This is a genomic window from Streptomyces varsoviensis, from assembly GCF_000718635.1.
GTDB classification, from domain to species: Bacteria; Actinomycetota; Actinomycetes; order Streptomycetales; family Streptomycetaceae; genus Streptomyces; species Streptomyces varsoviensis.
In genome coordinates this window covers 16,932-39,649 of record NZ_JOBF01000032.1, presented here as the reverse complement: position 1 = coordinate 39,649, position 22,718 = coordinate 16,932, and the positions used below count along the sequence as shown (strand labels likewise).

The window sequence follows — 22,718 nt, the reverse complement described above, 5'->3', positions numbered from 1 at the left end:
CGGCCGCCTCTGCAGCCGGGCCGGCGTCGCAGGGCCGGTGTCAGGGGCCGACGCGCGCGATCAGCACGCAGGCGTCGTCTTCCCGCTCCTCGCCGCCGAACTCCTCCACCACGGCCCGTACGCACTCCTGGGCGCCGCGGGCGGCGGCGAACCGCGGCGCGAGCTCCAGCAGTCGCTCCGGACCCCGCTCCACGTCCAGCTCGGGCATGCGCGGGGAGAGCCCGTCGGTGTGCAGCACGAGCAGGTCCCCGGGGAGCAGCTTCTCCTCGGCCTGCCCGTAACGCGCGCCGGAGACCGCGCCGAGCAGCACGCCCTCCGGCGGCCGGAGGGCGCGCCCCACGCCGTCGCGGAACAGCAGCGGCGCGGGGTGGCCGGCCTGGGACCAGGACAGGGTGCGCGAGCCGGGCTCGTACCGGCAGCAGATCGCGCTGCCCAGGGCGGGCTGCGCGGAGGCGTCGAGCATCTGGTTGAGCCAGCCCATCAGGGCGCCGGGCGCGGCGCCGGACACGGCCATCCCGCGCACGGCGCCGAGCAGCATGGCGACGCCCGAGGTGGCGCTCACGCCGTGTCCGGTGAGGTCGCCGACGCTGAGCAGCGTCTGGCCGTCGGGGAGCTGGAGCGCGTCGAACCAGTCGCCGCCGACCAGGGCGCTGGTCGAGGAGGGGAGGTAGTGCCCGGCGAGGTCGAGGGAGGCCGGGCCGCCCTGGGGGAGCCGCAGGGAGCCGCGCCAGGGCGGCAGCACGGCCTCCTGCAACTCGACCGCGAGCCGGTGCTCGGTCCGCGCGATGTGCCGCTGGCGCTGCAGACAGTCGCGGCTCTCGCGCACCGCGCGCTCGCTGCGGCGGAGCTCGCTGACGTCGCGCAGCACCGCCCACATGGACGCCGTGCTGCCGTCGGCGGCGAGCACGGGCTCGCCGGTCATGTGCACCGTGCGCCGGCCGCCGTCGGGGCGCACGATGCGGAACTCGTCGTCGATCGGCTTGCCGTCCACCAGGCAGTCCGTGACCCTGGCCGTCAGCAGCTCCTGATCCTCCGGGAGGAGGCAGGAGGGCAGCTCGTCCAGGGTCGGGGCGCCGTCCGCGCGGCTGCGGCCGAAGATCTGGAACAGCTCCTCGGACCAGGTCACGTCGTCGGTCAGCAGATTCCATTCGGCGCTGCCGACGCGCTTGAGCAGCGAGCCGCGCTCCGGCTCGGGCGGGGCCGCGGGCAGCGGCGGGCGGTACGGCTCCGGCTCCAGCAGCTCGGCGGGCACCCCTTCGCGCAGTTGGCCGAGGTGCGCGCCGAGGTCGTCGAGGTGGTGCACGGCCAGCTCGCACAGCGCGCGCTGCCAGCGGATCTGCGGGTCGTCGAGCTGCTCCTCGTCCACCGCGGCCTCCCGGCGGACGGCGTCCACGCCGCCGCGGAGCCGTCGGGTCTGGGAGATGAGGGCGTCCACCGCGCCGCGCTCCGGCGGCTGGGCGGAGGAACGGTCCGCGAAGAGGGGGGACGGCATGTACGTACTCCGATTGACGCGCGGCGCGGCCGGCTCGGGCGGATCTGGCGAAGTGGGCCGGTAACGACTGTTGCACAGGGAGCGACGCCGCGTAAGGGATTTGGCACTACCCGATACGGTGGTGCTTCTGACATATGCCACCGGCTCGGCCGGTGAGCGCTGGCCGGAACTCGGCGGAATCCATTCCTCCGGGTAGGCTGCGCCGCGCGGAAGCACCGAGGTCCGCACTGTTCACCCGGCATAGGACGGGCGGACACCGGCAAGAATGCCGGACGACGGAAATCCCGTTGCCACCGAAGTCCCCGCACCGGATGCTGACCCCATGTTCGATCCAGACATAGCGCCCAGCGGCACCCTGCTCGGCCTCCTGCAGCGAGGCCGCGGCGACGGGACCCTGCACGCCCTCGCGGCCCCGCGGGCCGAGGCGCTCGCCGCGCTGCACCACTGCGTGCTCCGCGACCCCAGGCGCGACTGGCAGGTCGAGAACCGCTCGCTCTACTACGCCCGCCTCCACATGGAGCTCGACGGCCCCCTGGACGCGATCGAACACCACCTCTTCCACCCCGACGACCTCCTCGACCCGCGCGAGGAGCGCACCGGCCTCGCCCTCTCCGTCCTCGGCCACCTCGCCTCCTACGGCCGCCGCGACGCGCTGCTGCTGCTGCGCCGCTACGCCGCCACGGGCACGAGCTGGGCCTGGGCCCTCGACGAACTCGCCCTGCGCGACGACGACACGGGCCTGGCCGGCCTCGGCGAGCTGATTCTCGCCAGATTCCCGCGGACCGCCGACGGCGACGCGGCCCTCACCGCGGCCGTACGCGACGCGTTCGAGCCACGCCCCTGGCGGTTGTGGGCGGACGACACCCTCTCCCCGGGCACGGCCGCCCGGGTGCGCGCCGCCGGCGAACAGGGCTCCTTCGACCGCTGGCGACGCCAGATGCGGCCGGCCGGCCCGGGGCCGGGCTGGAGCGTCCGCGAAGTCCTCGAATGGGCCCAGGCGGGCCTCGACATGCACCCGACCCAGCACCGCCACGTCCCCGCCACCCGCTGCCTCACCGCCGTCGCCGGGCCCGAGGACCGCCTGGAGATCATCGAGGCCGCCTTCGCCGGCCCCGAGGCCGCCCGCGCCACCGCCCTGCGCTACCTCGCCGAACACCACGACCCGCGCGCCCTCGACCTCATCGAGAGCGCCGTGGAGGACCCCAGCGCCCTCGTGTCGGACGCCGCCGTCACCGCGTTCGAGCGGATGCGCAGCACGGCCGCCCTGGTACGGGCCCGGGCCTGGCTGCACCGCACCGACGCCCTCGGCGACGCCGCGGCCGGAATGCTCGCCTGCCGGGGCGCCGAGTACGACGCCGGCCCCGTGCTGACCGCGCTGCGCCGGACCGTACGGACCGAGGGCCCCGACGCCGGGGTCCTGTGGGACCTCGTCGACGGCGCCGGCCGCCTCTCCATCGGCTGCGCCGCGCCCGTACTGCGCCATGTCTACCGCGAGACGTCCTCCTCCCATCTGCGCGGCCGCGCGGCCCGCGCGCTCGCCGCCACCGACCCCTCCTTCGCGGCGGGCTTCGCCGTCGAGTGCCTGTGGGACTGCGAGGAGACCACCCGCGAACTGGCCGCCCGGCACGCCGCCACCGCCGACGACCGCGTCGTCGACCAGCTTCGGCGGCTCGCCGCGGACCCGGCCGAGGAGGCCGAGGTCCAGACCGCGGTACGCAGCCGCATCGGGCCGGACGCCCCCGCGGTGTAGCGGGCGCCCCGGGGCTCCGCGGGGCCCGGTCCGGCCATCGGGGCGCTCCCGGGGCACCCCGTCCGCACCGGCCGGGAACGCTCCCGCACAACCGCGAACGACGCTGCCACAATGGCCGGGTGACAGGGCTCTGGGAGTTTTGGGTCGACCGCGGCGGCACCTTCACCGATGTGGTGGGCAAGCGCCCCGACGGCAGTCTGCACACGCGCAAGCTGCTGTCCCACAACCCCGAGCGGTACCGGGACGCCGCCGTCGCCGGCATCCGCGCGGCCCTGGAACTCGCCCCCGGCGACCCGATCCCCGCCGACCGGATCGCCGTGGTCAAGATGGGCACCACCGTCGCCACCAACGCCCTCCTCGAACGCAAGGGCGAGCCGACCGTCCTCGTCACCACCGAAGGGTTCCGGGACGCGCTGCGCATCGCCTACCAGAACCGGCCGCGCCTCTTCGACCGCCGCATCGTGCTGCCCGAGGCGCTCTACGGGCGGGTCATCGAGGCGCGGGAACGGGTCGGGGCCGACGGCCGCGTCGTACGGCCGCTGGACCTGGACGCGGTACGCGCCGAACTGCGCGCGGCCCGCGGCGACGGCTACCGCAGCGCCGCCGTCGTCCTCCTGCACGGCTACCGCTACGCCGAACACGAGAAGGCGGCGGCCGCGGCGGCCCGCGCCCTCGGCTTCACCCAGGTGAGCTGCTCGCACGAGGTCAGCCCGTTGATGAAGCTCGTACCGCGCGGCGACACCACGGTCGTCGACGCCTACCTCTCCCCGGTCCTGCGCCGCTACGTGGAGGAGGTCGCGAGCGAACTGCGCGGCGTGCGCCTGATGTTCATGCAGTCCAACGGGGGGCTGCGCGAGGCCGCGCACTTCCGCGGCAAGGACGCGGTGCTGTCCGGGCCGGCGGGCGGCGTCGTGGGCATGGCCCGCTCCGCCGCCGAGGCCGGGCACGACCGCGTCATCGGCTTCGACATGGGCGGCACCTCCACCGACGTGTCCCACTACGCGGGCGAGTTCGAGCGGATCTTCGGCACGGAGGTCGCCGGGGTGCGGATGCGCGCCCCCATGATGAACATCCACACCGTGGCGGCGGGGGGCGGCTCGATCCTGCACTTCGACGGGCGGCGCTACCGGGTGGGACCCGACTCGGCCGGGGCCGTGCCGGGCCCCGCCTGCTACCGGCGCGGCGGCCCGCTGACCGTCACCGACGCCAACGTCATGCTGGGCCGGGTGCAGCCCGCCCACTTCCCGGCCGTCTTCGGGCCCGACGGGGACCGCACGCTCGACGCGGAGACCGTCGCCGAGCGGTTCGCCGCGCTCGCCGACGAGGTCGCGGACGCCGTCGGCGACCGGCGCGGCCCCGAGGAGGTCGCCGCCGGGTTCCTGGAGATCGCCGTCCTCAACATGGCGAACGCCGTCAAGAAGATCTCCGTGCAGCGCGGGCGCGATGTCACCCGCTACGCGCTCACCACCTTCGGCGGCGCCGGCGGCCAGCACGCGTGCGCCGTCGCCGACGCCCTCGGCATCACCACCGTCATCGTGCCGCCGCTCGCCGGCGTGCTCTCCGCCTACGGCATCGGGGTCGCCGACGCCACCGCCATGCGCGAGCAGTCCGTCGAGCGCGAACTGGACGAGGAGACGCTGCGCCACCTGCGCGCGGAGGCCGAGCGGCTGGCCGGGCGCACCCGCGCCGACCTCCTCGCCGACGGCGTCCCGGAGCGGGCCCTGACCACGACGGCCAAGGTCCAGCTCCGCTACGAAGGCACGGACGCGAGCCTCGCCGTGCCGCTCGGCGAGCGGGCCGCGATGACCGAGGAATTCCTGCGCATCCACCGGGCCCGTTACGGCTTCACCATGGACAAGCCCCTCGTCGCCGAGGCGGTGTCGGTGGAGACGGTCGGCGCGGCGGGCGGCACGCAGAGCCCGGTTCTCGGGGCCTCGGCGGGCGAGGGGACGGCGGAGCCGGTCGCGACCGTACGGACCTTCATGGCGGGCCGCTGGCAGGACACCCCGCTGTACGAGCGCGACGGCCTCGGCCCGGGCGACACCGTCACCGGCCCCGCGATCATCGCCGAGCCCGACGCCACCACCGTCGTCGACCCGGGCTGGCAGGCGGCCCCGGTCGAGACCGGCCACCTCCTGCTCACCCGCGTCGGGCCGCGGCCCCGCACCGCCGCCGTCGGCACCGACGTCGACCCCGTCATGCTGGAGGTCTTCAACAGCCTCTTCATGACCATCGCCGAGCAGATGGGGCTGCGCCTGGAGAACACCGCGCACTCCGTCAACATCAAGGAACGGCTCGACTTCTCCTGCGCCCTCTTCGACGCCGACGGCAACCTGATCGCCAACGCCCCGCACATCCCGGTGCACCTCGGCTCGATGGCCGACTCCATCAAGGAGGTGCTGCGGCGCAACGCCGGCGACATGCGCCCCGGCGACGTGTACGCCATCAACGACCCCTACCACGGCGGCACCCACCTGCCGGACGTCACCGTCATCACGCCCGTCTTCGACGAGCCGGGAGCGGAACTGCTCTTCCTCGTCGCCTCCCGCGGCCACCACGCGGAGATCGGCGGCATCACCCCCGGCTCCATGCCCGCCTTCAGCCGCACGATCGAGGAGGAGGGCGTCCTCTTCGACAACTGGCTGCTGGCCCGCGACGGCCGGCTCCGCGAGGCGGAGACCCGCGAACTGCTCGCCTCCGGCCCGTACCCCTCCCGCGCGCCCGACGCCAACCTCGCCGACCTGCGCGCCCAGATCGCCGCCAACGAGAAGGGCGTGCGGGAACTGCGCGGCATGGTCGAGCAGTTCGGCCTGGACGTCGTACGGGCCTACATGGGGCACGTGCAGGACAACGCCGAGGAATCGGTGCGCCGCATCGTGGCGGGGCTCACCGACGGCTCCTGCCGCTACGAGACGGACAGCGGCGCGGTGATCCGGGTCGCGCTGCGCGTGGACCGGGCGCGGCGCAGCGCCGTACTGGACTTCGCGGGCACGTCACCGCAGCAGGAGGGCAACGCCAACGCGCCCCGCTCCGTGGTGACGGCGGCCGTGCTCTACGTCTTCCGCACGCTGGTGGCCGAGGACATCCCGCTCAACAGCGGCTGCCTCAAGCCCCTGACCGTCCGCATCCCCGAGGGGTCGATGCTCGCGCCGGTCCACCCGGCGGCCACCGTCGCGGGCAACGTGGAGACCTCGCAGGCCGTCACCGGCGCCCTGTACTCGGCGCTCGGTGTGCAGGCCGAGGGGTCCGGGACGATGAACAACGTCACCTTCGGCAACGACCGCGCGCAGTACTACGAGACCTTGGCCAGCGGCTCCGGCGCGGGCCACGGCTTCGACGGCGCGGACGCCGTCCAGACCCATATGACCAACTCCCGGCTGACCGACCCCGAGGTCCTGGAGTGGCGCTACCCGGTGCGGGTGGAGAGCTTCTCGGTACGGGCCGACGGCGGCGGGCGCGGCCGGTGGCACGGCGGCCGGGGCGTCGAGCGGCGCATCCGCTTCCTGGAGCCCATGACCGTCGCGCTGCTCACCGGCCACCGCAGGGTCGCGCCGTACGGCATGGCGGGCGGCGAGCCGGGCGCGCGGGGCGAGAACCTCATCGAGCGGACGGACGGCACGGTGGAGCCGCTGGCCGGCTGCGACGTGGCCGAGGCGCGGACGGGGGACGTGCTCGTCGTCCGCACCCCCGGCGGCGGCGGTTACGGCGCGGCCTGACCCGGCGCGACCGCCGCCGCCCGGGGCCGCCGGGGCACGAAGCGTACGGGCGTGCCCGGCACCGCCTGGGCGGCGGCGGGCAGCCAGCGCTCCGGCACGACGCCCACGACGGGGTAGCCGCCCGTCGTCGGGTGGTCGGCGAGGAACAGCACGGGCCGGCCGTCCGGCGGCACCTGCACGGCCCCCAGCACCATGCCCTCGCTGGGCAGTTCGCCCTCCTTGGCCCGCTCCAGCGCCGGCCCCTCGGTGCGCATCCCGATGCGGTTGCTCGCCGCGGACACCGAGAAGCCGCCCGAGGCCAGGGTGCGCAGGGCCGCGTCGGTGAACCAGTCGTCGCGGGGGCCGAGCAGCACCGGCAGCACCAGTTCGCGTACGGGGCCGGGGAACGGCACCGCGTCCGGGCCCGCGGGCACCGGGCGCGGCGCGCCGAGCGCGAGGACGGCCCCGTCGGCCAGCGGCGGCGGGCCGAGCCCGGACAGGACGTCGGTGGAGCGGCTGCCCAGCACCGGTTCCACGTCGACGCCGCCGGAGAACGCCAGATAGCCGCGGAGCCCGTGGGTGGGAGCGCCGACGTCGAGCACGGAGCCGTCCGGTACGCGCACGGCCGCGCCCCACGCCACCGGGCGGCCGTCCACGGTGACCGGGCATGGCGCGCCGGTGACCGCGACGGTCACGGTGCCGTGCGCCCGTACGGCGCACCCCGTCAGCGTCGTCTCCACGGTGGCCGCCTCGGGCCCGTTGCCGACGAGCCGGTTGGCGAGCCGGTGCGCGGGCTCGTCGAGGGCGCCCGCGCGCCCGACGCCCAGGTGGGCGTGGCCGGGCCGCCCCAGGTCCTGCACGGTGCTGAGGGCACCCGCCCGTACGACCGTGATCGCGCGATCGCTCATCGGGCGCCCTCCGGGACGAAGCGGACCGAGGTGCCCGGCGCGAAGAGCGCCGCGGGCTCCCGCGAGTGGTCCCACAGCACGGCGTCCGAGGAGCCCACGAGCTGCCAGCCGCCGGGGGAGGAGCGGGGGTAGACCCCGGCGTACGGGCCCGCGAGGCCGAAGGAGCCGACGGGGACGCGCGTCCTGGGGGTGGCCCTGCGCGGCACGTGGTACCGGGGCGGCAGGCCGGTGAGGTAGCCGAAGCCGGGGGAGAAGCCGCAGAACGCCACGCGGAACTCGGTCTCGGAGAGGATGCGGACGACCCCTTCGGGGGAGGTGTCCCACAACGCGGCGACGTCGGCGAGGTCGGGGCCGTCGTAGCGGACCGCGATGTCCAGGGCGCCGCCCCGGTCGCCGGCGAGCGGCGGGACGGTCCAGGTGGGCAGCTCCGCCGCGAGGCGGGCGGGGTCGGCGAGGCCGGAGAGCAGCACCGTGCGCGCGGCCGGGACGATCTCGCGGACGGGGGGCAGCTCGTGCGCGGCGGCCCGGCGCAGCAGTTCGGCGTGGAGGGCCTCGGCGGCCGCGCCGCTGTCCAGCTCGACGAGCAGGGCGCCGTCCCCGACGGGCAGGGCCCTCACGCGAAGGCCGCCACGCGCACGCCCGCGGCCTCCAGTTCGGCCCGTACCCGGCGGGCGAGGGCCGCGGCGCCGGGGGTGTCGCCGTGCAGGCACAGGGACCGGGCCCGTACGCGCACGACCTCACCGCCGAGCGAGGTCACCGTGGCCTCGCGGGCCAGGGCCACCGAGCGCTTGACGACCGCGTCGGGGTCGGTGATCACGGCGCCCGCCTCGCGGCGCGGCACGAGGGTGCCCGCCGCGGTGTAGGCGCGGTCGGCGAAGGCCTCGGCGACCACGTCCAGGCCCGCGTCCTCGGCGGCCTCGTGGAGCCGGGAGCCCGGCAGGCCGAGCACCGGGTACGGGCCGCCCGCGAGCCGTACCCCCTCGATGACGGCGGCGGCCTGCTCCTCGTCGTGCACGCAGCGGTTGTAGAGCGCGCCGTGCGGCTTGACGTAGGTGACGCGGGCGCCGGCGGCGCGGGCGAAGACCTCCAGCGCGCCGATCTGGTAGGCGATCTCGGCGGCGAGTTCGTCGGGCGGCACGTCCATGGAGCGCCGGCCGAATCCGGCCAGGTCGCGGTAGGAGACCTGGGCGCCGACGGCGACGCCGCGCTCGGCGGCGAGGTCGCAGACCCGGCGCATGGTGCTCGGATCGCCGGCGTGGAAGCCGCAGGCGACGTTGGCGCTGGTGACGACGGAGAGCAGGCTGTCGTCGTCGGTGAGACTCCACCGTCCGAAACCCTCACCGAGGTCGGCGTTGAGGTCTATCACCGGGTCGGTCATGTGCGTCCGTTCCAGAGGTGCCGGGTCGGGGGCGGCCGCCCGGTCCGTATGCACGGCTGATCCATGGCTGTCCATGGCCGCGTACGCGGTGCGCAGGGGTGTCCGCGGTGGGGGTCCGTGGTGGCCTCAGGTCGCAGGACGCTGGATGGCAGCCGGGCCGAGTGGCGTTCCCGTCAAGTTAGAGGATCGTTGAACGATTCGACAAGAGGGGTCGGGTATTGGCTTGAGATCTGGTTGTCTCGACCTTCGATCTGGGATTGACTTCTGACGTCAACGCGGCCCCGGCCGGGGCCCGTCAGGGGCGAAAGGCAGGCACGGCGTGGCGAAAGCGGTCGACCCGGGACTCATCGAGGTCTCCGGGCTGGAGGGCGACCGGGTACTGCTGGGGCGGCTCAGCACGGCGGAGCGGGTCGCCGACATACTGCGCGACCGGATCGCCTCCGGGTACTTCCCACCCGGTGTACGGCTCTCGGAGGAGAGCATCTGCGGCGCGCTGAGCGTCTCGCGCAACACCCTCCGGGAGGCGTTCCGGCTGCTCACGCACGAGCGGCTGCTGGTGCACGAACTCAACCGCGGGGTCTTCGTCCGCGTCGTGACGGTCGAGGACCTGGCCGACATCTACCGGGTGCGCGAGATCGTGGAGTGCGCGGCGGTGCGCGGCCTCGGGGAGCCGCCCTACCGGCTGGCCCCGGTCATGGCCGCCGTCGCCGCGGGGGAGCGGGCCGCCCAGGACCGGGCCTGGCGGGACCTGTCCACCGCCAACATCCGCTTCCACCAGGCGCTCGTCGGGCTGGCCGGCAGCCCGCGGACGGACGAGCTGATGCGCGGCGTCCTCGCCGAACTCCGACTGGTCTTCCACGTGATGGACGACCCGCGCCGCTTCCACGAGCCCTACCTCTCGCGCAACCGGCACATCCTGGAGGCCCTCCAGGCGGGCGCCGTCGCCGAGGCGGAGCGGCTGCTGACCGGCTACCTGGAGGACTCACTGCGGCAGCTCTCGGGCGCCTACGCCGCCAAGGTGCCCGCCGGGGGATGAGGGCCGGAAGGCACTCCCGGGGGCTCGTGGGGGACGAGTCCCCGGGGCTGCCGGGGCGAGCCGGGGCGGTTGCCGCGGCGTGCTGAAGGCCGCCCCGCGCGAGTTGAAGGGCGAAACGATCCGCCGAGAAAGTCCGGATGTCAAGCTCTTGTCTGATCGTTGAACGATCCTCTAACCTCCGGGACAGTCTCCTCACGCTCCAGGTGAGGTCCTGGAACGCGGAAGGCGGGGCGCATGATCGTTCTGCTGGGCGTCCTCGTGGTGATCATCGGCTTCGCCACGAGACGCAACCCCCTGTTGGTCGTCGGAGTGGCGGGCATAGCCACCGGCCTCCTCGGCGGCCTCTCGCCGCAGAAGGTGATCGCCGCCTTCGGCGACGGATTCGCCTCCAGCCGAGCCGTGACGATCTTCGCGATCACCCTCCCGGTCATCGGCCTCCTGGAGCGCTACGGGCTCCAGGAGCAGGCCCGCCGGCTGATCACCCGCTTCGCCGGGCTCACCACCGGCCGGTTCCTCGCCCTCTACCTGCTGCTGCGCCAGGTCACCGCGGCCCTCGGCCTGCAGAGCGTCTTCGGCCACGCCCAGACGGTGCGCCCGCTCGCCGCCCCCATGGCCGAGGGCGCCACCGAGCGCAAGAACGGCCCGCTGACCGACAAGGCCCGCGAGAAGGTGCGCTCCTTCGCCGCCAGCGCCGACAACGTCGGGCTCTTCTTCGGTGAGGACGTCTTCCTCGCGGTCGGCTCGATCCTGCTGATCACCGGGTTCGTCAACACCACGTACCACACCCACCTCGAACCGCTGCAGCTCGCGCTCTGGGCCATCCCGACCGCGATATGCGCGCTCGTCATCCACGGCGGCCGGCTGCTGCGCCTCGACCGCCAACTGGAGCGCGAACTCAGCGCCCCGGCCGCCAAGGACGGCGGCGCGACCAGCACCAAGGGCGCCGCGAAGAAGGCTCCCAAGAACAGCGCACGGGGGACCACCAAGTGATCAAGGCAGAATGGTTCTACTGGCTGGTCGGCGCGATCTTCCTGGTGATGGCCGCCCAGATGGCCACCGACCGCACCAACCCCAAGCGCTTCGGCACCGCCGCCTTCTGGGGCCTGCTCGGCCTCGGCTTCGTCTACAGCACCTGGGTCGTCGACAAGTCGGCTCCGGCCGAACCGCTCGGCGTCGCCGTCCTCGTCATGGTCTGCCTCGCCGGCTTCGGCTTCACCGGCCGCGGCAAGGTCCGTACGAGCACCGCCGAGGAGCGCGCCGCGAGCGCGGACCGGCTCGGCAGCAAGATCTTCATCCCCGCCCTCACCATCCCCGTCGTCGCCCTGATCTGCGCGGTCGGCGTCAAGAAGCTGCGCATCGGCGGCCAGCCGGTCCTCCAGACCGGCAGCGAGACGATCCTCGGGCTCGGCATCGGCGCCGTCGTCGCGCTCGCCGTCGCCATGATGATGATGCGCGAGAAGAAGATCTCAACCCCCATGCACGCCGGCCGCTCCATGCTGGAGGCGATGGGCTGGGCGATGCTGCTGCCGCAGTTGCTGGCCACCCTCGGCACCATCTTCTCGGTCTCGGGCGTCGGCGAGCAGGTCGGGAAGATCACCAAGTCGGTGCTGCCCGACGGGTCGGTGCTCATCGCCGTCATCGTCTACTGCGCGGGCATGTTCCTGTTCACCGTGGTCATGGGCAACGGCTTCGCCGCCTTCCCCGTGATGACCGCGGCCGTCGGCTGGCCCGTACTGGTCGAGCAGGCCCACGGCGAACCCGCCATCATCCTCGCCATCGGCATGCTCTGCGGATTCTGCGGCACACTGGCCACACCCATGGCCGCCAACTTCAACGTCGTACCGGCCGCGCTCCTGGAACTCAAGGATCAGTACGGGCCCATCAAGGCCCAACTGCCCACCGCCGGCGCGCTGCTCGTCTGCAACATCGTGATCATGTACGTCTGCGCCTTCTGAGCCCTCCCCGGACTCCGCCGGCCACCCCGAACCACCCGCACCACCGTGCACGACCCCCTTGGAGCCTCCCATGACCCGGGTACTGCTGACCGGATTCGAGCCCTTCGGGGGCGATGCCACCAACCCCGCCTGGGAAGCGGTCCGCGCCGTCGCCGACAACCCGCCCGACGGCGTGGAGCTCTCCACCGCCTGCCTGCCCTGCGTCTTCGGCGACGCCGTGGACGCGCTGCGCGCCGCCGTCGAGCGGCACGACCCCGAACTCGTGATCAGCGTCGGGCAGGCCGGCGGCCGCCCCGACATCACCGTGGAACGCGTCGCCGTCAACATCGACGACGCGCGCATCCCCGACAACACGGGCGCCCAGCCCATCGACGAGCCCATCGTGCCCGGCGGCCCCGCCGCCTACTTCGCCGAACTCCCCGTGAAGGCGTGCGTCGCGGCCGTACGGGCGGCGGGGCTGCCCGCGTCCGTGTCGCAGACCGCCGGCACCTTCGTCTGCAACGAGGTCTTCTACGCCCTCATGCACCTGGCCGCGACCGAACGGCCCGGACTGCGCGGCGGCTTCGTGCACGTGCCGTTCGCCCCCGAGCAGGTCACCGACAAGCTCCAGCCCTCCCTCCCGATCGCGGTCACCGCCGAGGCGCTGCGTGTGATCACCGTCACCGCCGCGGCCCGCGCCGCCGACATCAAGGCTGTGGGGGGCGCCACACACTGACCCGTTCACCCCGTGCCGTTTCGTCCGTTGTCAGTGCGACCGCCTACTCTGTGCGACGTGACTTCTCAAGCGCCCACGGCCGCTCCGTCCCAGCTCAACGGGGACGCGCGACCAGCACCGGGACCGGCCGCCGACGAGGGACTGGCCCGTCGGCTGCGCGCGCTGGCGTGCACCGCGCCGCTGCACGACCTCGACGCGCGCAAGGCCAACCTCGCGGGCGAGTACGGGATCTACGCCATGGCCGAGGTCGCCCTCGCGGCCATCGACGCCGTCACGCTCCACATGGACTTCGACACCGGCGCCGACCACGAGCAGATAGTGGCCAAGCTGCTGCCGCGCGTCGCGGCGCAGGCGCCCCACCGGCCCGCCGCCGAGCACGACCGCGTCGCCCGCTGGGTGCTGGAGAACCTCATCAACGTCGGCAGCGTCGACCGCGGCTTCCGCGCCGTGTACGGCACGTTCGGCGCCGACGGCGCGTACGTGCGCCGGGACTACGACTTCAAGCTCGTCGAGGAGGTCCCCGGCCACGGCGGCACGGTCTTCCTGCGCACCACCGACGAGGCCGTCAACGTCCTGGTCGGCGCCCTCGACACGGACGTCACCAGCGCCCAGATCGCCGCCGAGGTCAAGCTGGAGGTGCTCATCAGCCGCGGCCGGCTCGCCGACGCGCAGCTCGCCGCCGAGCAGGCCCGCTACCGCACCGTGCAGTACGCGGAAACGCTCCGCAAGACCCTCGACGCCACCCGCCGCAACGTCCGCGCCGTCGACTGGCTCAGCGCCGTCCCCGACATGATCGCCGAAGCGCTCGACCACGTCGCCGACCGCTACCGCCACGAGAACGCGATCCTCACCAACATCCGCAAGGCCCGCGACGAGGCGGAGGAGCCCGAGCACAAGCGCCGCGCCGCCGAGCTCGTCGACATCGTCAAGGACTGCATCCGCCGCCACACGCAGCTCCAGTCCCGGCTCCTGGAGGCGGGCCCGCTCTTCCGCGCCGAGCAGGACCGCCAGGCGTTCGCGACCCCCACCGGCCACGCCGGACTCGATCTCTACGGACAGCTCCTCGCGCCCCTCCTGCCGCTCCCCGTCGCACAGGCCACCCGCGTCACCGACGCCTTCTTCGCCCGCGGCACCGGGCTGCGCACCCCCGCCGCCGTGCGCGTCGGCGACCTCGTCGACATGCTGCTGACCCCGCCCGCCGAGCGCGAACACCTCGGCGTGGAGATGCCCGAACCGGACCTCATCGCCACCCCCGACGACAGCCGGTTCAGCGAGGCGCAGCTCGCCGAGGCGATGGAACTGCTCGACCTCCCCGCCGACGCGCCCCGCCGGCTCTCCGGCCTCCTCGCCGACGCCCGCCGCCGCGACCCCGAACTCCCCTACCTCCTCGCCCTGCTGGCCGTCCACGCCGCGAGCCCCGCCGTCGGCACCGCCTATCGCCAGGGCGAGGAGAAACTGCTCTTCGCCGTCGACGACGGCACCCCCCTGGACGACCGGGAATTCGGCGGCGCCGACCTCATCGTCGGCACCGCCCTCCTCGACGCCGCCGGCATGGCGGCGGACCGCACGGAGGCGGCGTGACGACGCCCGGACGCCGCCTCGTCGCGCCCCCTGGAGGGCGCGGGGAACCGCGCGATCAGCCACCGACGGCCGAGAGCCGAACGACGAACCCATGCCACCCCCGACAGGAGCTTCACCCGTGAGCGAGTACGACGCCGAGCACTCCGACGGCGCCGCGCAGTGGGAGGCGGCATCCGCCGAGGCGGAACCGGCGCACCCCGCGCAAGCGGCCGTCACCCCCGCCGACGCCGCCGACGCCGCGCGCCTCGTCGCCTACGGGCTTCAGCCCAAGCTGCTGCCCGCCCGCGACGCGGACTACGCCGACCTGCTGCGCCGCCACCGCGACGAGCCCGCCTTCGCGCGGCTCGCCGATGCCGTCGCCGCCGGACTCGGCCTGATCGTCCTCGAAGTGTCGCCCCGCGCGGGCATGGCCGTCGCCGCCGCCGAGGACTCCGTCTTCGCCGTCCGCATGGGCGACTACGCCCGCCGCGCCACCGCCGACTCCGCCGACCGCTTCCTGCACGGACTGGCCCACCTCTGCGTAGCCGCCCTGGCGTTCCCCCGCCCCGAGGACCTCGCCGACGACGGATACATCGGCCGCGTCACGGTCAACGGCGTCGACGCGTTCGTACGGCAGGCCTGCCGCCGCCTGGAGGAGCGGGCCGAGCAGCAGGGCGACAACACCGACCCCGCCACCGACGCCCCCGGCCTCGAAGCGGCCTGGCGGGTGTACGCGCGCCGCAGCGCGACCGGCGCCACCAAGGACGCCCGGCGGCTGGCCGGTTCGACCACCGGCATCATCGCCAAGGCCGTCGCCTTCCTCGTCGACTCCGGCTTCCTCCAGCGCACCGGCGACGACTCCGGCGGCGCCTTCCGCACCACCGCCCGCTACCAGCTCCAGGTCCGCGACATGGCGGGCAGCGCCGCCATGGCCGAACTCCTGGAGCTGGGCATCGTGCCCGTCGGCGACGGCGGCGCCACCCTGCTGCCGCCGCAGGACACCGACGACCTCGACCTGGTCGCCGACGCCGGCCTGCCGTTCCACGCCTGACCCCAGCACCGCCCGAGCCCCCGCCGCCACCGCAACCCGCCCGCACGCAACGAGAGTCCGCCGCCATGTACGAGCTGTCCCGGGTCCGCCTCTACTCCATCGGACCCGCCGGCGCGCGCTACGCCGACACCGTGCTGGACCTGCGCGGGGTCGGCGCGCCCGTGCCCGACCCCGCGCCCACGCAAGCGGAGTTCTTCGAGGACGAGCCCGTCGGACCGCCCCGCCGCCCCGCCCCCGCCGGAGTGCTCTTCCTGGAGAACGGCGGCGGCAAGTCCGTACTCCTCAAACTGATCTTCTCCGTCATGCTGCCCGGCCACCGCAACACCCTCGGCGGCGCCAGCTCCGGCGTGCTGCGCAAATTCCTCCTCGCCGACGACTGCGGCCACGTCGCCCTCGAATGGCAGCACGTCCTCACCGGCGAGAGCATCGTCGTCGGCAAGGTCAGCGAATGGCGCGGCCGGCAGGTCTCCGGCGACCCCCGCAAGTTCGCCGAGGCCTGGTACTCCTTCCGCCCCGGACCCGGCCTCAGCCTCGACTCCCTGCCCGTCGCCGAGTCCACCGCCATGCGCCGCGGCGTCGAGGGCGCCTCCGGGGCCCGCGGCCGCCGCCGCACCATGAAGGGGTTCCGCGACGCCATCACCGAGGCCGGCAAGGCGTACCCGCACCTCGACGTGGTCTGGGAGGAGATCCACGAGCGCTGGAACGAGCACCTCGGCGAACTCGGCCTCGACCCCGAACTCTTCCGCTACCAGCGCGAGATGAACGCCGACGAGGGCGAGGCCGCCGGCCTCTTCGCCGTCAAGAACGACTCCGACTTCACCGACCTGCTGCTGCGCGCCGTCACCGACACCCGCGACACCGACGGCCTTGCCGACCTCGTCCACGGCTTCGCCCACAAGCTCGGCCGCCGCGCCGAACTGACCGCCGAACGGGACTTCACCGCCGGCTCCCTCGACCTCCTCTCCCGCATCGCCGACGCCGCGCTCCACCGCGAACAGGCGCGGGGCGTGCACGCCGACGCCGAGCGCCGCACCCGGGCCCTCGCCCGCCGGCTCTCCGCCCGCGGCGCACAGGAACGCGGCAACGCCGCCGAACTCGCCGAACAGGTCGCCTCCGCCGCCCACGCCGTCACCGAGGCCGAACACGAACGCGGCCGCAGCTCTCTCGTCGCCGCCGAACTCGCCTACCGGCACGCCTCCCTGGCGCTCGCCGCCGCCGAGAAGGGCGCCGCCGCCCAGCGCCGCGAGCTGACCGAGGCCCGCACCCTGCACATGGCCTGGCAGGCCGCCGAGACCGTGCTGCGCCACCGGGCCGCCGCCGACCGCTCCGCCCGCGTCGCCGCCGCCATCCGCGAGGCCGAGCGCGACGCCGCCCCGGCGCTCGCCGCCCGCGCCGACGCCGCCGCCCAGCTCGTACGGGCCCTGCACGCGGCCGCCGAGGACGGCGAACGGGTCGCCGCCGAGGAGGAGGAGCGATCGGCGGCCCTCCAGGAGACCGGCGAGGCCGCCCACCGCGACGCCACCGCCGCCGCGACCGCCGCCCAGCGCGCCCGCAGCGAGGCCGAGCACCTGCGCCAGCGGCTCACCGAGGTCGAGCAGGAGACCGCCGAGGCGGTACGGGCCGGCTGGCTCGACGACAGCGCCCCCGACGCCGACCCGGCCCGCGCCGCCCTCGCCGCCAGCGACGCCGAGAAATCCGCCGCCGCGGCCTGGGAGAGCGCCCGCGACACCGCCCGCCAGGCCGCCGAGCGCGCCAAGGACGCCGCCGCCGAGCACGCCCGTACGGAGCTGGCCGCGGCCCGCGCCGCCGACGCCGCGACCGCCGCCGAGGCCGCCCACGACCTCGAACGGCGCGCCGCCGAAGCTCTCGGCGCCGAGCAGCGGCTGACCGACCTGCTCGGCCTGCCCCAGCCCGCTGGAGTGCCGGGCCCCCGCCCCGGCGAGGAGAGCGACGGCCCCGAGGACGGCGCGGCGCCCGCCGTGGCCGGCCCGCGCACCGCCCCGGACGCCGACGGTCCGCCCGGCCGGCTCGCCGGCTCGGCCGCGGTCCGCCTCGCCCGGCAGCGCACCGCCGACGGCCCGCTCACCGCCGAGGAAGTGGACCGCAACGCGGACGCGCTGCGCGAACTCCTCGACGAGAGCGTCGCCAACGCCGAACGGCACCTCTTCGAACTGCGCACGGCCGCCGCCGAGGACTCCCGCATCCTCGGCGCGCTCGGCGACGGCGGACTGCTGCCGCCCAGCCCCGACGTGCTGGCCGCCGTCGAATACCTCGGCGAGCACGGCATCCCCGCCCTCCCCGGCTGGCGCTACCTCGCCCAGGCCGTCGACCCCGCCGACCACGCCTCGGTGCTCGCCGCCCGCCCCGAACTCGTCGACGGCGTCGTCATCACCGACCCCGCCACCCACGCCCGCGCCCGCGAAGTCCTCGGCACGGCATCGCTGCTGCCGCGCTCCGCCGTCGCCGTCGGCACCTCCGCCGCGCTGCTCGCCCCCACCCCCGCGCCCGACGCCGAGGACACGGGCGTATTTCTCGTACCGCCGAACCCCGCCATGCACGACGAGGGCGCCGCCGACGGCGAACGGCAGGCCCTGCGGGCCCGCGCCGCCGCCCGCGACGAGGAGATCCGCACCCTCGCGACCCGGCTGGCCGGCGACCGCGCCCTCGCCTCCCGGCTCGCCGCCTGGCGCGACGGCTGCCCCGCCGGCGGCCTCGCCGAACTGCGCACCGCCGCCGAGACCGCCCGCGCCGCGGCCGACGCCGCACGGGAAGCGCTGGAGGAGGCCCGTACGGCACGGGCCGAGGCCGACGAGACGGCGGCCGAGGCGACCCGCGTCCGCGACGAGCGGCAGGAGGCGGCCCAGCGCGCCCGTCGCGTCGCCGACGCCCTCGCCGGGCTCGCCTTCCGGCTCCGTGAGCGGGCCCGCTGGCAGCCCCGGCTGCGCGAACTCGCCGAGGAGGCCGCCGAGTCCGAGGAGCGCGCCGCCGCCTGCCTCGACCGGGCCCGCGCCGCCGACGAGGACCGCCGCGCCGCCCAGCGCGCCGCCGACGACGCCCACCGCACCGCCCGCGCGCTACGGGCCGAGCGCGCCGAGATCGCCGGCGCCCCCGACCACGTGAGCACCGAGGACGGCGCGCCCACCGCCTCGCTGCCCGCCCTGCGCGAGGCGTACCGCGCGGCCTCCCAGCTCTACGAGAAGGTCGGCGTCGGCGCCGACCTCCGCGCCGAACAGGCCCGCGCCGAGAGCGACGAGAGCGCCGCCCTCGCCGCCCTCGACCGCCTCACCAACAAGGTCCGCACCCGCGCCGCCCAGCTCCTCGAAGGCACCGACGGCGCCGACGGCCCCTCCCGCCAGGCCGCGGCGGGCCGGGCCGAGTCCCTGGTGCAGATGCTGGAGTCCCGCGCGTCGGCCGCCAGCGAACAGCTCGGCAGGCTCCGCGGCGAGGCCGAGCGGCTCGCCCCCGAGCACGGCGACGCGCACACCGAACTCCCCGAGGAACTGGTCCCCGCCGACGCCGGGCAGGCCAAGGAACTGCTGCGCACCGCCACCGGCGAACTCGCGGCCCGCAGCGACGCCCTGGACGCCGCCCGCGCCGCCCACGGCGAACTGCTGCGCGCCCACCGCACCGCCGAGGACGCGGCCGGCGGCTTCGAGGAGACCGCCGCCATGCTGCGCGACCTGCTCCGCGACAACCAGCGCGCCGCGGACGGCGAGGGCGACGGGGAGGCCGAGCGCGGCGAGCCGTACGCGGGGAACCTGGAGGCGGCCCGGCAGTCCGCCGCCGAGGCCCGCCGCTCGCTGCGCGGCTGCGCGAGCGACCTGTCGGCCGCCGAGTCGGCGGTACGCGAGGCGAGCGACGTCCTGGTGCGGCACGCCAACTCCACCCGGTACGAGCAGGTGCGCACCCCCGCCCGCCAGCAGATCCGCGAGCTGCCCGCCGCCGCCCTGCCGGAGCACGCCGCGGCCTGGGCGGACGCCTTCGCGCCCCGGCTGCGCGTGCTCAGCGACGAGTTGGAACAGCTCGAACGCAACCGGGGGAGCATCGTGGACCGGCTGCGCGGCCTGGTCGAGTCCTCGCTCACCACCCTGCGCTCCGCGCAGCGGCTGTCCCGGCTGCCCGAGGGACTGGGGGAGTGGTCGGGCCAGGAGTTCCTGCGCATCCGCTTCGAGGAGCCGGATCAGGCCACGCTCAGCGAGCGGCTCGGCGAGGTCATCGACGACGCGACCCGCTCGGCCGTGAAGAAGAACTCCGACCTGCGCCGCGACGGGATGTCGCTGCTGCTGCGCGGGGTCGGCGCCGCCCTCCAGCCGCGCGGCGTGGCCGTCGAGATCCTCAAGCCGGACGCGGTGCTGCGCGCCGAGCGGGTCCCGGTCGGGCAGATGGGCGATGTCTTCTCCGGCGGGCAGTTGCTGACCGCGGCGATCGCGCTGTACTGCACGATGGCGGCGCTGCGCAGCAACGACCGGGGCCGCGACAAGCAGCGGCACGCGGGCACGCTCTTCCTCGACAATCCGATCGGGCGCGCCAACGCCACGTATCTGCTGGAGCTCCAGCGGGCCGTCGCGGACGCGCTCGGCGTCCAGCTCCTCTACACCACGGGTCTCTTCGACACCACGGCGCTGGCCGAGTTCCCGCTGGTCATCCGGCTCCGCAACGACGCGGACCTGCGCGCCGGCCTGAAGTACATCAGCGTGGAGGAGCACTTGCGGCCCGGGCTGCCGCAGGAGGACCCGGACTCCGAGCCGGTGCACGGCGAGATCACGGCGACCCGGATGTACCGCCGCCCGGAGGACGAGCCGTCGGCCCGCGCCGCGGAGCCCGAGCCCGTACGAGCGCAGGGGGAAGAGCCGGTACCGACCGCGGACCGGCCGGCGGAGGAGTAGCCCGTCAGGCGCCGTCGGCCGGGGGCGCGAGCGGCCGGAGCCGGGCCGCGACGCCCGGCTCGCCACCGTACCGCTCCCGCAGCAGCGACTCGACGCCGGCGCGCAGCTCGCGCACGCCGTCGAGCTGCCCGCCCGCCCGGTGCATGGAGTTGTCGATGGCCAGCAGCTCCTCGTCCGGGATCTGGCTGACGTACGTGCGGAGTTCGGCGAGGTCGAGCCGCCGGTTGAAGTCGTGCACGGCGTCGCGCCAGCGGTGCAGCAGCGCGATCAGCTCGACATGGCCCGGGGCCGAGAACGCCCCGGAGACCAGCGCCGCATCGGTGGCGGACTGCACGAGGCGCGGGTAGACCCGCGCCTTGGGGGCGTACGGGTCCAGCCGCGCGAACCCCTCGCCGGTGAGCAGTTCGGTGTTCTTCACCAGCTCGTCGGCGAGCGCGTACAGCGCCTGCGCGCGCCGTTCGCGCGCCGCCGCCCGCCGCTCCGCGTAGACGCCGGTGATCGCGGCGACGAGCGCGAGGCCCGTGGTGGCCGGTTCGAACCTGCTGCCCGGGCCGCGCGAGGTGAGCAGCCACCACACGCTCAGGGCGAGGGCGAGCAGCAGGCAGGCGAAGGTCGTGGCGGCGAAGAACGGCCGGCTCAGCCGCCTGAAGCGCTCCATCAGGCGCGCGGCCCGCTGGCGGCGAAGGGGTCGGGTCCGGCCGGGGTGCGGGGCGCCTCGGTGCTCTGGAGCAGCAGCAGCGTCATGCCGAACGCGGGCCGGTCGAAGGCCGCGTGCCCGGTGTCGTGGACCTGCCCGGCCTTGACGACTCTCGCCTCCGCCAGCATCTTCTCCACCCCCGGCTGGGTGTACTTGCGGCTGAGGTAGAGCCGGATGGTGTCCCGGTCGGGGAAGGGGACCGTGCTGCGGTCCGGCAGCGTCAGCTCCACCTGTTCGCCCGTGCGGTTGTGGTATATGACCTTGACCTTCAGCGCCCGGTCGTCCTCGACCGTCCCCTCGTAGGTGAGGCTGTTCATGTCGATCCGCAGATCCGTGTACTGCATCAGGGCGCTGGTGACGAACTCGCGGAAGCGCGGGCTGTTCTCGTACTCCTGCGCCGCGGCCCGGGCCACCGCGTCGCTCTGGTCTGCGGTGTTGGCGATCTCCAGCAGGAAGCGGTCCTGCGGACGCAGCAGCTTGTCGGCGAGGAGCGCCAGCAGTTGGGAGTCGCTGTCGAAGTTGGCGAGGGTGTTGCCGAGCAGGGAGTAGAGGACGGGCTCGTCGCCCACGGTGCGCCGGATCACGGTGCTGAGCCGGTCGAGGTTGCGGGGGAGCGAGAAGTCGAGCTGTACGGGCAGGACGTCGCCGGCCGGTACGTGCAGGTGCTGGAGGGCCTCGCGCTGGGCGAGCCGCAGCATCTCGGCGCTCACGTCCACCGGGATGTAGCAGGCGGACTGGCCGCGGCTGTCGAGGTACCGCAGCAGCGCCTGGTCCTTCTGGCCGGTGCCCGGGCCCAGGCTGACGTAGTGCAGCGGGCCGTCCGGCAGCGCGTTCCCCATGGCGTGCCAGCGGCGGCTGAACGAGCCGATGCTCTCGCGCATCACCGGGTAGTACAGGTCGTTGCAGGCGTGCGCCCAGGCGACGGTGGACTCCAGGCCCCAGTACGAGAATCCGGAGGTGATGAGCTTGCCGCCGCCCGCGGGGTCGGGCCGGTGCCGCAGCCCGGCGGTGACCTGGGCGAGCTTGCCCGACTGCTCCTCGCCGACGAGACACACCGTCCAGCCGGGGTCCCCGAGGATTCCTGGAATGCGATGGACCGCTCGATCCCGGTCAGCCATGGCTGTCCTCCCCCTTAGCCCCTCCGCCGCCGCCGGCGGACACACCGTCAACAGCCGAACTTACCGGGCCGCTGACGATCAGGGGAAGCGTGGCCGACGGGCCTTGCGGAGCTGCCGGGCGGAGCTGCTGGGAACGGAGACCACGCCGTGCCGCTGGTTCCACACCTGCCGGGTGACCCAGACGTCGACGACCGCCCAGGTGGCCACCACGGTGCTGGCTATGCTGCACAGCGTGGCGGGAAAGGCGAACCAAGCGCCGGCCAGCGCGCAGAACACCGCGACCATGGTCTGGGCCAACGTCACGGCGATGATGATCACCGCACGGACCGCCGCCGTACGGACCGGATCGGGCATCCGCCGTCTGCGGGCGGGCTCCTCGGTCCACAGCGGTGGCCGTCCCCGGTGGGACGGGATGTCGTGATCCTGGTCCATGGAGATTCACCCCCTCAGTGACTGCCCCGTACGGGCACTTCCCAA

The 22,718-nt window shown here is 74.7% G+C and carries 15 protein-coding genes and 1 pseudogene; 9 read left to right on the top strand and 7 right to left on the bottom strand.

The genetic code is table 11. The features are described 5' to 3' along the window. Positions 1-40: 40 nt before the first annotated feature. Complete coding sequence (locus tag IF55_RS32015) at positions 41-1,492, bottom strand: PP2C family protein-serine/threonine phosphatase (RefSeq protein WP_030890601.1); 1,452 nt, start codon at positions 1,490-1,492, stop codon at positions 41-43. Between the two features lie 322 nt (positions 1,493-1,814). On the opposite strand from IF55_RS32015, the gene IF55_RS32010 reads away from it, so the two are divergent. Both IF55_RS32010 and IF55_RS32005 read left to right on the top strand, forming a co-directional pair. Further along, a complete protein-coding gene (locus IF55_RS32010; RefSeq protein ID WP_030890598.1) occupies positions 1,815-3,242 on the top strand; it encodes a hypothetical protein in 1,428 nt (475 codons plus the stop codon). Between the two features lie 119 nt (positions 3,243-3,361). Beyond that, complete coding sequence (locus tag IF55_RS32005; RefSeq protein WP_030890595.1) at positions 3,362-6,958, top strand: hydantoinase B/oxoprolinase family protein; 3,597 nt, start codon at positions 3,362-3,364, stop codon at positions 6,956-6,958. Here IF55_RS32005 and IF55_RS32000 read toward each other — a convergent pair. The 3 genes from IF55_RS32000 to IF55_RS31990 are packed head-to-tail and all read right to left on the bottom strand — an operon-like array spanning position 6,943 to position 9,223. Continuing rightward, on the bottom strand, positions 6,943-7,845 hold the full coding sequence (locus IF55_RS32000) for a 5-oxoprolinase subunit C family protein (RefSeq protein WP_030890592.1): 903 nt from the start codon (positions 7,843-7,845) through the stop codon (positions 6,943-6,945). The genes IF55_RS32005 and IF55_RS32000 overlap by 16 nt on opposite strands. Further along, positions 7,842-8,462: a 5-oxoprolinase subunit B family protein gene (locus tag IF55_RS31995; RefSeq protein ID WP_030890589.1), complete on the bottom strand. Its 621-nt coding sequence runs from the start codon at positions 8,460-8,462 to the stop codon at positions 7,842-7,844. Before IF55_RS31995 ends, IF55_RS32000 begins: the two co-directional genes overlap by 4 nt. Then, entirely contained in the window at positions 8,459-9,223 is a 765-nt protein-coding gene (locus IF55_RS31990) for a LamB/YcsF family protein (protein ID WP_030890586.1), read from the bottom strand. Before IF55_RS31990 ends, IF55_RS31995 begins: the two co-directional genes overlap by 4 nt. Before the next feature lie 319 nt (positions 9,224-9,542). On the opposite strand from IF55_RS31990, the gene IF55_RS31985 reads away from it, so the two are divergent. From IF55_RS31985 to IF55_RS31955, 7 genes are all read left to right on the top strand, one after another. Further along, positions 9,543-10,259 carry a GntR family transcriptional regulator gene (locus tag IF55_RS31985; RefSeq protein WP_030890583.1) on the top strand — a complete coding sequence of 239 codons (717 nt, stop codon included), beginning with the start codon at positions 9,543-9,545 and terminating at the stop codon, positions 10,257-10,259. A gap of 234 nt (positions 10,260-10,493) precedes the next feature. Beyond that, positions 10,494-11,249: a DUF969 domain-containing protein gene (locus IF55_RS31980; RefSeq protein WP_030890581.1), complete on the top strand. Its 756-nt coding sequence runs from the start codon at positions 10,494-10,496 to the stop codon at positions 11,247-11,249. Then, entirely contained in the window at positions 11,246-12,214 is a 969-nt protein-coding gene (locus tag IF55_RS31975; RefSeq protein WP_030890578.1) for a DUF979 domain-containing protein, read from the top strand. Before IF55_RS31980 ends, IF55_RS31975 begins: the two co-directional genes overlap by 4 nt. A 70-nt stretch (positions 12,215-12,284) precedes the next feature. Further along, positions 12,285-12,929, top strand: a complete 645-nt coding sequence (gene pcp / locus IF55_RS31970; protein WP_030890575.1) for a pyroglutamyl-peptidase I — start codon at positions 12,285-12,287, stop codon at positions 12,927-12,929. Positions 12,930-12,986: 57 nt separating this feature from the next. Beyond that, on the top strand, positions 12,987-14,510 hold the full coding sequence (locus IF55_RS31965; RefSeq protein WP_030890572.1) for a hypothetical protein: 1,524 nt from the start codon (positions 12,987-12,989) through the stop codon (positions 14,508-14,510). A 118-nt stretch (positions 14,511-14,628) separates the two neighbouring features. Further along, positions 14,629-15,540, top strand: a complete 912-nt coding sequence (locus IF55_RS31960) for a hypothetical protein (protein WP_030890569.1) — start codon at positions 14,629-14,631, stop codon at positions 15,538-15,540. 65 nt (positions 15,541-15,605) lie between these two features. Continuing rightward, the gene (locus tag IF55_RS31955) at positions 15,606-20,426 is read left to right on the top strand and encodes a hypothetical protein (RefSeq protein ID WP_048832919.1); all 4,821 of its coding nucleotides are present in this window, start codon (positions 15,606-15,608) and stop codon (positions 20,424-20,426) included. A 4-nt stretch (positions 20,427-20,430) separates the two neighbouring features. On the opposite strand, the gene IF55_RS31950 is transcribed toward IF55_RS31955, so the two are convergent. From IF55_RS31950 to IF55_RS31940, 3 genes and pseudogenes are all read right to left on the bottom strand, one after another. Beyond that, positions 20,431-21,084 carry a hypothetical protein gene (locus tag IF55_RS31950; protein WP_030890563.1) on the bottom strand — a complete coding sequence of 218 codons (654 nt, stop codon included), beginning with the start codon at positions 21,082-21,084 and terminating at the stop codon, positions 20,431-20,433. Continuing rightward, on the bottom strand, positions 21,084-22,241 hold the full coding sequence (locus IF55_RS31945; RefSeq protein WP_157854559.1) for an L-histidine N(alpha)-methyltransferase: 1,158 nt from the start codon (positions 22,239-22,241) through the stop codon (positions 21,084-21,086). The genes IF55_RS31950 and IF55_RS31945 overlap by 1 nt, the downstream gene beginning before the upstream one ends. A gap of 93 nt (positions 22,242-22,334) precedes the next feature. Further along, positions 22,335-22,673 (bottom strand): annotated as a pseudogene (locus IF55_RS31940) (hypothetical protein); the annotation flags it as partial. Between the last annotated feature and the right edge of the window lie 45 nt (positions 22,674-22,718).

Bases quoted from the DNA above. Each gene is read 5' to 3' on its own strand.
- IF55_RS32015 (WP_030890601.1), bottom strand. From the start codon at position 1,492: ATGCCGTCCCCCCTCTTCGCGGACCGTTCCTCCGCCCAGCCGCCGGAG.
- IF55_RS32010 (WP_030890598.1), top strand. From the start codon at position 1,815: ATGTTCGATCCAGACATAGCGCCCAGCGGCACCCTGCTCGGCCTCCTG.
- IF55_RS32000 (WP_030890592.1), bottom strand. From the start codon at position 7,845: ATGAGCGATCGCGCGATCACGGTCGTACGGGCGGGTGCCCTCAGCACC.
- IF55_RS31990 (WP_030890586.1), bottom strand. From the start codon at position 9,223: ATGACCGACCCGGTGATAGACCTCAACGCCGACCTCGGTGAGGGTTTC.
- IF55_RS31980 (WP_030890581.1), top strand. From the start codon at position 10,494: ATGATCGTTCTGCTGGGCGTCCTCGTGGTGATCATCGGCTTCGCCACG.
- pcp (WP_030890575.1), top strand. From the start codon at position 12,285: ATGACCCGGGTACTGCTGACCGGATTCGAGCCCTTCGGGGGCGATGCC.
- IF55_RS31955 (WP_048832919.1), top strand. From the start codon at position 15,606: ATGTACGAGCTGTCCCGGGTCCGCCTCTACTCCATCGGACCCGCCGGC.
- IF55_RS31950 (WP_030890563.1), bottom strand. From the start codon at position 21,084: ATGGAGCGCTTCAGGCGGCTGAGCCGGCCGTTCTTCGCCGCCACGACC.
- IF55_RS31945 (WP_157854559.1), bottom strand. From the start codon at position 22,241: ATGGCTGACCGGGATCGAGCGGTCCATCGCATTCCAGGAATCCTCGGG.